The 8,504-nt window shown below is 49.0% G+C and carries 9 protein-coding genes; 1 reads left to right on the top strand and 8 read right to left on the bottom strand.

Annotated features, from left to right (window positions below):
* Positions 1–108: 108 nt before the first annotated feature.
* From KOM00_RS20365 to KOM00_RS20345, 5 genes are all read right to left on the bottom strand, one after another.
* On the bottom strand, positions 109–546 hold the full coding sequence (locus KOM00_RS20365; protein WP_216500850.1) for a hypothetical protein: 438 nt from the start codon (positions 544–546) through the stop codon (positions 109–111).
* A gap of 404 nt (positions 547–950) precedes the next feature.
* The gene (locus KOM00_RS20360; protein WP_216500849.1) at positions 951–1,796 is read right to left on the bottom strand and encodes a hypothetical protein; all 846 of its coding nucleotides are present in this window, start codon (positions 1,794–1,796) and stop codon (positions 951–953) included.
* A gap of 25 nt (positions 1,797–1,821) precedes the next feature.
* On the bottom strand, positions 1,822–3,060 hold the full coding sequence (locus tag KOM00_RS20355; RefSeq protein ID WP_216500848.1) for an MBL fold metallo-hydrolase: 1,239 nt from the start codon (positions 3,058–3,060) through the stop codon (positions 1,822–1,824).
* Positions 3,061–3,081: 21 nt separating this feature from the next.
* Positions 3,082–3,663, bottom strand: a complete 582-nt coding sequence (locus KOM00_RS20350; RefSeq protein WP_216500847.1) for a hypothetical protein — start codon at positions 3,661–3,663, stop codon at positions 3,082–3,084.
* Positions 3,664–3,949: 286 nt separating this feature from the next.
* Positions 3,950–4,351: a hypothetical protein gene (locus tag KOM00_RS20345; RefSeq protein ID WP_216500846.1), complete on the bottom strand. Its 402-nt coding sequence runs from the start codon at positions 4,349–4,351 to the stop codon at positions 3,950–3,952.
* Positions 4,352–5,528: 1,177 nt separating this feature from the next.
* Between KOM00_RS20345 and KOM00_RS20340 the strand changes: the two genes are divergently transcribed.
* On the top strand, positions 5,529–5,888 hold the full coding sequence (locus KOM00_RS20340) for a chitobiase/beta-hexosaminidase C-terminal domain-containing protein (RefSeq protein WP_216500845.1): 360 nt from the start codon (positions 5,529–5,531) through the stop codon (positions 5,886–5,888).
* Positions 5,889–5,956: 68 nt separating this feature from the next.
* Here the strand turns inward: KOM00_RS20340 and KOM00_RS20335 are convergent, their stop codons facing one another.
* From KOM00_RS20335 to KOM00_RS20795, 3 genes are all read right to left on the bottom strand, one after another.
* Positions 5,957–6,391, bottom strand: coding sequence for a hypothetical protein (locus KOM00_RS20335; protein ID WP_216500844.1), 435 nt, complete (start codon positions 6,389–6,391; stop codon positions 5,957–5,959).
* Positions 6,392–6,670: 279 nt separating this feature from the next.
* Complete coding sequence (locus tag KOM00_RS20330; protein ID WP_216500843.1) at positions 6,671–8,047, bottom strand: chloride channel protein; 1,377 nt, start codon at positions 8,045–8,047, stop codon at positions 6,671–6,673.
* Between the two features lie 103 nt (positions 8,048–8,150).
* A complete protein-coding gene (locus tag KOM00_RS20795) occupies positions 8,151–8,414 on the bottom strand; it encodes a GIY-YIG nuclease family protein (protein ID WP_216500851.1) in 264 nt (87 codons plus the stop codon).
* Positions 8,415–8,504 lie beyond the last annotated feature (90 nt).

Genomic DNA, 8,504 nt, shown 5'->3' with positions numbered 1-8,504 from the left:
GAGATCATCGAAACCGGGAACGATAGCTGGAGGATCAAGACCAGAATCAAGAACTGAAAACTGCTACCTGGGGTGGGTCAATTTTGGACGCCGATGGTGGGTCAATTTTCAAAGCCGATTGACACTATTTGGACCGCGTCCGGAATGTAAGCCACCCGCCCTAGCTATTGCTACGAGCTTCATAGCCCGAATGGCACTCACAACTTGTTCTCGATGTTTGTGTGGTTCTGGGACACCTGCAGTGATAAAACTCAACTGCGGAGTAGGTGAGTTGAGAATATCAATAAACTCAGACATGATCTGGCCTGCTGGTTTGAACGTCAATTCTTTAGTCATAATCGATTTGTGTCCAGATGCTTGTACATATAAAGCTGATATCGCAAGTTCTACAGACGCGCCTATGAGTCCTATCACAGGAGCGTAACGCGTTTCTTCAACCCGTACCTCCTTAATGTGTGGCAGTCCAAGCGATACAAGAGCAACGGTTAAAAATTCCACCGATGCCTCAAACAGTCTGATAGAGTCTTTCCTAAGATAAACAGGCATTAGTTTTCCTGTGCAAGGATGTAATGATTACGGGACCTGGGGTCATGCTTGCAAAGTTGCAATCTGGTGCGCCTCGATAGCTAACTTTGCAACATTGCAAGCCTGACCCTAGTTTTCCTCGTCTTCCAGAATATGGCGAGTCAGGCTGGTGATCATAATCGAGATAAAGCTCCTGACATTCCCTAAACGAACAGCCAGATGCGGTCATCGACTTCAGCACCGCAGGCGGGTAAAGGTCAACCACACCAGTCCGGCTTTCCGGCCAAACAAAGGCCAGATACATTTCTCTGCCACAATCACCACAGATCTCCTGGTCCGTAACCGGGTTCCAGACAAAAGAGCCATCGTTGGCGGTCGGGCAAAACGGGCAGCAGTACTGCTCATCAGCGAAATCTTCGCTGAGATCAGTATAAATAGAGATTCTCCCAAGCTACAGGATCAGAGCCAAAAACACCTCTGTTGTACTCTCCAACAATAATTCCTGAACCTCTTAGCGCAATCAGATGTCTCGACGCTTGCATAGAGCCCCTTTGGGGTGGCAAGGGCCAGATCATGATTTTCTTAGGGGTAAAGTTTGTTATCTCCATGCCCGTGCATGCATTGAGCAACTGTCGGAATGGTTTCTCAAACCTGATCATCAACTCACTGAAGTTGTTGAGTTGCTCTGTAAGCCGAGTCATGCTTCTGTTGGATTTTAACTCGACGATGACTGGAAACACTTCTGAGCCTATTCTGCCAACCGCAAGGATGTCGCACCGGACAATATTGGGACCTGCATCGTTGCACCTCGCCCAGGTCGTACCTTCTATTGAGCAAACCGGATGATGTATGTCGCCAAGTGAAACTTCATCTAGTGCAAACTTTACCTCATCGAAAACATTTTTTAAAAAAATTAATGGCATCAACATGCATCTATTTTTCTTCAATGACTCCTTGATAATCCAATTCTGAAGCCTACGCTCTTCTTTTTGAGTGAGGTATTTAGGGAAAGCTTGCGATTGTTTTTCAAACTTTTCAAAATGAGCGATAATACTGTTCACTTTTTGTGAAGAAGTTTTAGCACATCCGCATAATGGATAATCATCTCGTAAAGAAACAGCACGTAGTGAAGCACCACAGATTCTTACATATCTATCCTTTTCCGCATAATTTACTATATCAACCGCTGTATTCAAACTTTCAACCTTGGCAGCCATATATTGCAGCCTGTTTTCGATAATAGTTTCAGTAGGAATTTTCTGATTTTGCATTTGAGTTCCTTTGCGATCGTTTTGGTTATAAAAGGAAGCGTTCACCATCAGTAATCTGAGTAACGTTCTGGAAGTTCTGTGCGAATAGGGCCCCATGCTCCGTATGCACTGGCACTAGCATTTTTGGATTCATCGCTTTAGCATATGCCTTCAGATCCTCTACAGTGGCATGGCCACTGGTATGAGCGTAGACGAAGTGGACCTGCGGATCGCTGCGGTATGACGCCATTGCTTCCGCTCCGTAAAAATTATCGTTGGATACTGCGAGATACCCAAGCCACTGGGAGTAGATGACGTTGACCGGCTTCGCCCCTCGATACAGGTCTATGATCTTGAAGGACGACATCTTGCCAAGATACAAAAAGTCTGCTGAAGACGCCGTTAGCTCTTCCTTCGTCACCCGGTACTTATAGACCCGCTTCCTGAAATCCCCGAAAAAGTCCGGGTGCTCTTTCAGTTTCTCATCGTGGCCGTGTGATGAGTACACCCGGACCAGGTCCCACTCCATATTTGGCGTGCTATCGGAAACGAGCTTGAGTTGCTCTAGAACCCACGCGGTGTAGATGTCGATCACCAGAGTCTTCCGGGCGTGAAGACATGCCCGGTAGGCGGAGACGACCCGGTCAATATTCTGGGATGAGAAGATGAGAAAAGAAATGTTTTCCTGGTGACGGATTGTTTCAAAAATCTTCTTTTCCACATCGCTTTCGTTCGGGAACTCGCTATTGTCTCGCTGTATCATGGTCCCCTCCAAGAACAGAAGATCGATGTCTTTGAGAGGTTTTCCGACCATGCTGTCGAACAGTTTTGCCTTCCGGCCATGCGCACGAAAATCCCCACTATAGAAGATCCTCTTCCCGTCAGCCTCGATGAGGAAGCCGTAGGCATCGACTGCGGAATGATCAACCAGATACGGCGTGACAGTGAAGTCGCCCAAGCGGAAAGGTTGCCAGCTCTGGAAATGATGAAAATCGTTCGAGTGTAGTTCCTTGCCAAGCAGCACCCGGGTGGCGTCGATCAGCCTTTTCCCGAGCTCTCCAATGTAGACCGGAATGTCAGGTGCAAGAAGGTCGATCAGCCCGAAATGGTCTTGATGCGGATGACTGATCAAGACTGCATCAGGTTTCAGATTGGAAACATCGATGGAATTGCTTTCGTTGGAGAGAGGCAAGCCGAGGTCAAGAAGGAGGGTCGTGTTTTCCGTGGAGAGTTGGATGCAGGTTCCGCCGATTTCGCTGGCACCTCTGTGAATCAGAACGTTCATTGCTGCTCCTCTCAGAGAATTCTACTCTACGTGTATAGTTGCCGCTCGGCCGAACGTGATTGGAGCGAGGAACGTTGCATCAGGCTCCTCTCCAATGAACCTGATACTGTCGCGCAATTTCCGTCTGGCGCAGCGCCCTCCCAGAGAGAAGTCCCTGGCCAAGTCTCTTACGAAACGAGGTGATTTCGTGCTCCAAACCAGATCGATGGACGCCAACTTTCCTTTGCCGCACACATAGATCTGTAAGGTTGATTGAGAGGTAAGGATGACAAATTCATCGGGGTAGAAGACATCTCTCTTTTGGGGCAGGCTGACGATCAAAGTGACGCATTGAAGGGATGCGTCACATGCATCTATTCTGTATGCACCGACTCTCTCCAACCAGAAGTCAGAATCAGTTTGCTGGTAGGTACCTGGCGGATTGAGAAGCCATGCCTCTCCGAGAGTCAGTTTCACCGATATCCGTTGCAAAAGCTGGTTTTGAGCCTCGGCAAGAACATTGGCAAGGAATGCATGAAGAACGGGATAATCTGCGAGCGTCTTTTTACGATAAGGGCCAAGTTCATGGCTCCTATTCATGCTGCGGATCTCTTTTTTTGTCATTCTCCGGGTGGTAGGCAAACAATCATCCTTTGATCTGACTAGAAATACTTTTTGTATTCATTTAAGGAGCTGAGAAGTTCACCCCAGATTAAATTATTTATTATCAACGTTATATTCCAGTGAGAGAAGCGTGTTACGGCACCGTCCACTCGGACCTCTGCATCAAGTTCGCGCCTCCCTCGCCGCCGATGATTTCACTTACTTCTCCAGACATCCACCTCGTCGGGTCTGCTCAAATTGTGAGGAGGTGTAGCATTACATGTTGTTTATGTAGTCTGTGATAATATTATTTATAAATGGTATTATATTCGAAGTTACAATCTGCTACGAGTATCTTTTCAGTTAAAAAATTAGTTAGATTATATTTTTTGGATTTATTATTAAGTTTGTAGTTAAAAAAGGACAGTGCAAAGGTATTCACACAATTACTTCTTGCTGTATCTGCAATATTTTCAAAAGGTACACCTGTTTTCAAATGCACACGAGAGATATATTTGATGCCTAGTACAGTCTTAAATGTAGATATTTCTAGGAAACCTATACTGCTTTCTTCATACTCACAGGTGTTAGCAAGCTCACTATTTAGATAAATAAAAAAAGGAATTTTAGCTACCTGATCGTCAGGTGACCGGACGCTACACTTATAGCAAACATTAACATTTAGCATATCATCATAGCAACTAGCCATACAATATCTTACCTGTTTTTCTTAAATAAGCAGAACAAACTCGTCACATTCACCAAACAATGATTGAAACAACCTCTTCTTGATTGACTGAGATGCGTTACCAGTTTGCCACTCTATCATATGTGACTCCTGCCATTCCTAGACATAAGTGTAAGCGAGAGGCAAAGACTCTCGATGTAGACCGGCATTCAGCTAAAAAGAGCTCTCGAAGACGAACACTAAATCTAGACGGTTTGTTGCAACAGTCCATGGTTACTAGAAACCTATCGGATGGCGATATTGTCAGGTATCTCTCATGACTCGAGCTCCTTTCAAGGGAAGGATTATAGCTCGTAATAAAACGTTCCCCACTGGGGCATCTGGGGTCAGGCTTTTAAACTTGCAATCTGGTACGTCTTTGATCACTAACTTTGCAACATCGCAAGCCTGCCCCCAGACTCCCCCATCCTATTCATCACCCGATTCAGATTGTCCAGCAACTCTGTAGAAGTGCTCGTTAAGTATCAAATGTCATCGAATTGCTTCAACGGTCGATGTTACATACCAACGGTCATATACAGTATATTGTGTAGGATTTGCGCTTATTTGGCTCAGTGAGGTCGTAAAGGTTTCTGCTACTATTTCCGCTGATGAGGTTGTGCTGGGATCAAAATAAAAGCCCAGTGGAGCGCTAGAGTCAACCACAACGCGCCCGCCGATCAGGCCACTGTTTGGCATATTTCTATTCAGGTTTAGGAAGTTTTGCCACTCTGCTGGGGAATTAAAGCCAATCCAGAGAAAAAGACGAGGGCCGTCCGTAGATGCGCCAGGAGCGGAGATAAGGACATTGCCTGCCGTTCCAAACCAAGGGTCAGATGAGGTTGGCGCAGGGGGAGCGCCCTTGGGTAGAGGGCCCTGATTTGAACCTGTATCCGTACTGCCGCACCCACCGATTGTGACGCAGAGCATTAAGATGACAAGAAAAGCCAACCGGTGCCAAACTCGCATGAAAAGTCTCCAAAATGAAATGACAACTGGGGTCAGGCTTGCAATGTTGCAAAGTTAACGGTCATGACATCAGAGTTTCATTTAAAGAACGCTATTTTCTGATAAAATTTTATTCACTGTGGCAACCTGATTGCGACTACCAAAAATTAGCACGCACCAACTATGCAAACAGCAACTACGGGGGATTAAAATGCGCAATCTACTTACAATTGCGATGGTTTTAATCACATTATCTGGCTGCGGTGGTGGTGGAGAAAGCACCAGCTACAACGAGTATTGGGGGCCTCGCACGAGGGCTATTCCACCAGGAGGCACTTACACTTCACCACAAAATGTAACACTAGAAGTGTATGCAAGTGGTGCAGGGGGGCCCCACCCTATTTACTACACTACTGATGGAAGCGACCCTACAACTGCCAGTACGATATTTACCCAAAAAATACCTATCACAAAAGATACTACCTTAAAGTTCTTTGGAACCAGCATAGGGCCTAACGACGGCATCGCTAAAGAAAAAGTAAATACTGAAAAATATGTCATTTTGCCGTAATTTCAAATAGTTGATACAGAGACGCCCATGATTTTATGGGGAATCTCGGGTCAGGCTACCGTCCTCTGTCAGGGCACAGTCCACTCAAAACTCTGCATCCAGTTCACGCCTCCGTCACCTCCATCCGAACCGTTGTACTTGTAGGTGAACTTCAGCAGCATGCCTGGCTCCACAGGAACCGGTAGCTTCACGCTGAAGGGAAAGATCCCATCCTGTTTTACCTGGCGGGGGATGACGAAGCAGACGTTGCGCGCTCTTGTTTGGCCCGCTGCATCGACTGCCGCGACCCAGATCTCGATCCCTTCCATGAAGGCGTAGCGGAGATTTTTCGCCACTCCCTCCACTACCGTTTCCATTCCCGCCTGCTTGATCTCCCAAGCCAAGGCCATGTCGAACTGTGAATAGTGATACGGCAGGGACTTCAACCGCTCACCGTTCACATCGCTGTGCGTCGTGCAGCCGCTGCAAAAAATCGTCAACAGAAACAGCCAAAGTTTTCGCATTTACCAGTACCTCTATGGTCAGGGCGATATGATCGTACTCTTAGCGGACTTCGCCAGACTCTCTCAGCTGCATCTAGTTTCATCTTCTCTGCGCGCTTTAAACAGAGACCTTTAACCAATCGGAGAATCTAGCAGATTTCTAATGCACAAGCAATCAGGGATTTCAGATGTTTGTACTATTTCTGAGGGAGGGATCGTGGGTGTCAAGACAGGAATGGTGGGGATAAAGCGCGGTGTGCAACCGATGGAACTGGATGTTGCCGGAAGGGGTAACGGCGGTCACCCCTTCCGATTCTTGCTGGCAAGGAACCGGTACAGCGGAACCGGCATGAAGATCTTCCCGATTCTGCGGGAAAGAAATGCCGCCAGCAGGAAAGGAATAATGAGGGTGTGCTCGTCGGTCATCTCCATGATGATGATCACTGCGGTGAGCGGTGCCTGGATGGCCCCGGAGAAGAAGCCGACCATGCCGAGAAGTCCGCAAACCTTGAAGTTCTGAAGGTGGAGTAGTTTTGCGACGGTGAATCCGAAGCCGGCCCCGATGGAAAGACAGGGAGAAAAGATGCCGCCGGCCATTCCGGAAAGGTAGGAAAGGACAGTGGTTGCGAACTTCGCTATCCCCAGTCCGGCGGGCCACTGTTCTATGGAGGAACTTTCGAGGAAACTACGGGTTACTTCGTAGCCCGATCCGGCCGAGGCGCCGTCGGTCAACAGGCCGATTGCGGCGCAGACAAAGCCGCAATAGAGCGCTCTCTTCCACGGCTGAGGAGGGAGGCCGAACACTTCCGGGAAGGCAAGCAGCCGGGCGAATGCGCCGCCCATGATCCCTCCGACAACTCCGAAAATGAGCGTTTCTGGAACCAGCAGGTTGGGCGTAAGCGTGACTGCGGGATGACCGAAATAGAGGTAGTTCCCCGCTATGGCCATCGCCGCGATACCGGAAATGATGACGGCTAACATCACCATTTCCCGAAAACGCCCGAACGCCCCCTCGGTCACTTCCTCCAGCGCAAAAGCAATACCAGCGAGAGGCGCATTGAACGCCGCCGCGACTCCCGCCGCGGCACCTGCCGTCAGGAAGATCTGAAAATCGACTTGGGGGAGGACCTTCCGTGTCGCCCGCCCGAAAAAAGCAAAGACAGAGGCTGAAATCTGGACAGTAGGGCCCTCGCGCCCGATCGAAGCTCCGGCAATGATGCCTACGCAACTCGATATCACCTTTACCACTGCCGTACGTAACGAGACCAGGGGGCTGTGCCACGGGGGTTCATGTTTGTCGTCACCGTGCGCCCGGTCTATGGCTTCCAGTACCTGGGGGATGCCGCTGCCGCGAGCCTCCGGTCCGAATTTCTGGACGATCAAGGTCGCAGCGACGAACAACAGCGGTGTGGCAGCGGTCATGAGATAGGAATGACCGTGAAATAAGGTGAAAAAGAAGGACTGCGAAGCGGAAATGAGACGTGCGAAAAGAACGGCAGCACATCCGACCAGAAGCGCAGCGGTCCAGATCGTGGCCTGCATGAAGCTTTTCTCGCGCAGCTTCCTCAGGTAGTGCAGGTAGCCCTTCGATTCAAGGGGCTCGTTCTCCCCTGCCCCGTCGTGTTCTTCTTTGTTCATCGTCGAAACCTTCTTAGTCAGAATGGTTTTAGCCTGCATGCAGCTCCTTCGGCGGTAAGTAGTGTCGCGGCGCCGACGCGGCCGGATAGTGTTGCTTCTTTTGTCCCGAAAGTCAAGGGGGCCGGGAGGGGCGTCGCGGGAATCAGAAGTGCTTTTTCCTGAAGGCAAGGCCGGAGCAGGATTTCAGATACTTTTCGAAGGCTGCGGCTTTGGCTTCGTCGGCGAAGGCATGGTAGGTGATGATCTTCCAGGGGCGGTATTGGGAGGTGTGGGGGGATTGGCCGGCGTTGTGGGAGGAGAGTCTTGCGTTGACGTCGGTGGTGAGGCCGATGTAGTGCTGGTCGGGGTGGGGGATGCTTTGGAGGTAGTAGACTGAGCTATCTTCACTTTTGAGGACACACCATATATCCTAACGAGCCAGGAGGGTGTGTCATGAGATCGAATCGCAAGTACGATTCAGAGTTCAAGCAAGAAGCGATCAAGTTAGTCATTGATG

It is taken from the genome of Geomonas diazotrophica, from assembly GCF_018919385.1.
In the GTDB taxonomy this organism is placed as follows: domain Bacteria; phylum Desulfobacterota; class Desulfuromonadia; order Geobacterales; family Geobacteraceae; genus Geomonas; species Geomonas diazotrophica.
The sequence above is the reverse complement of the archived record's forward strand: the minus strand, read 5'-3'. Positions and strand labels throughout refer to the sequence as shown.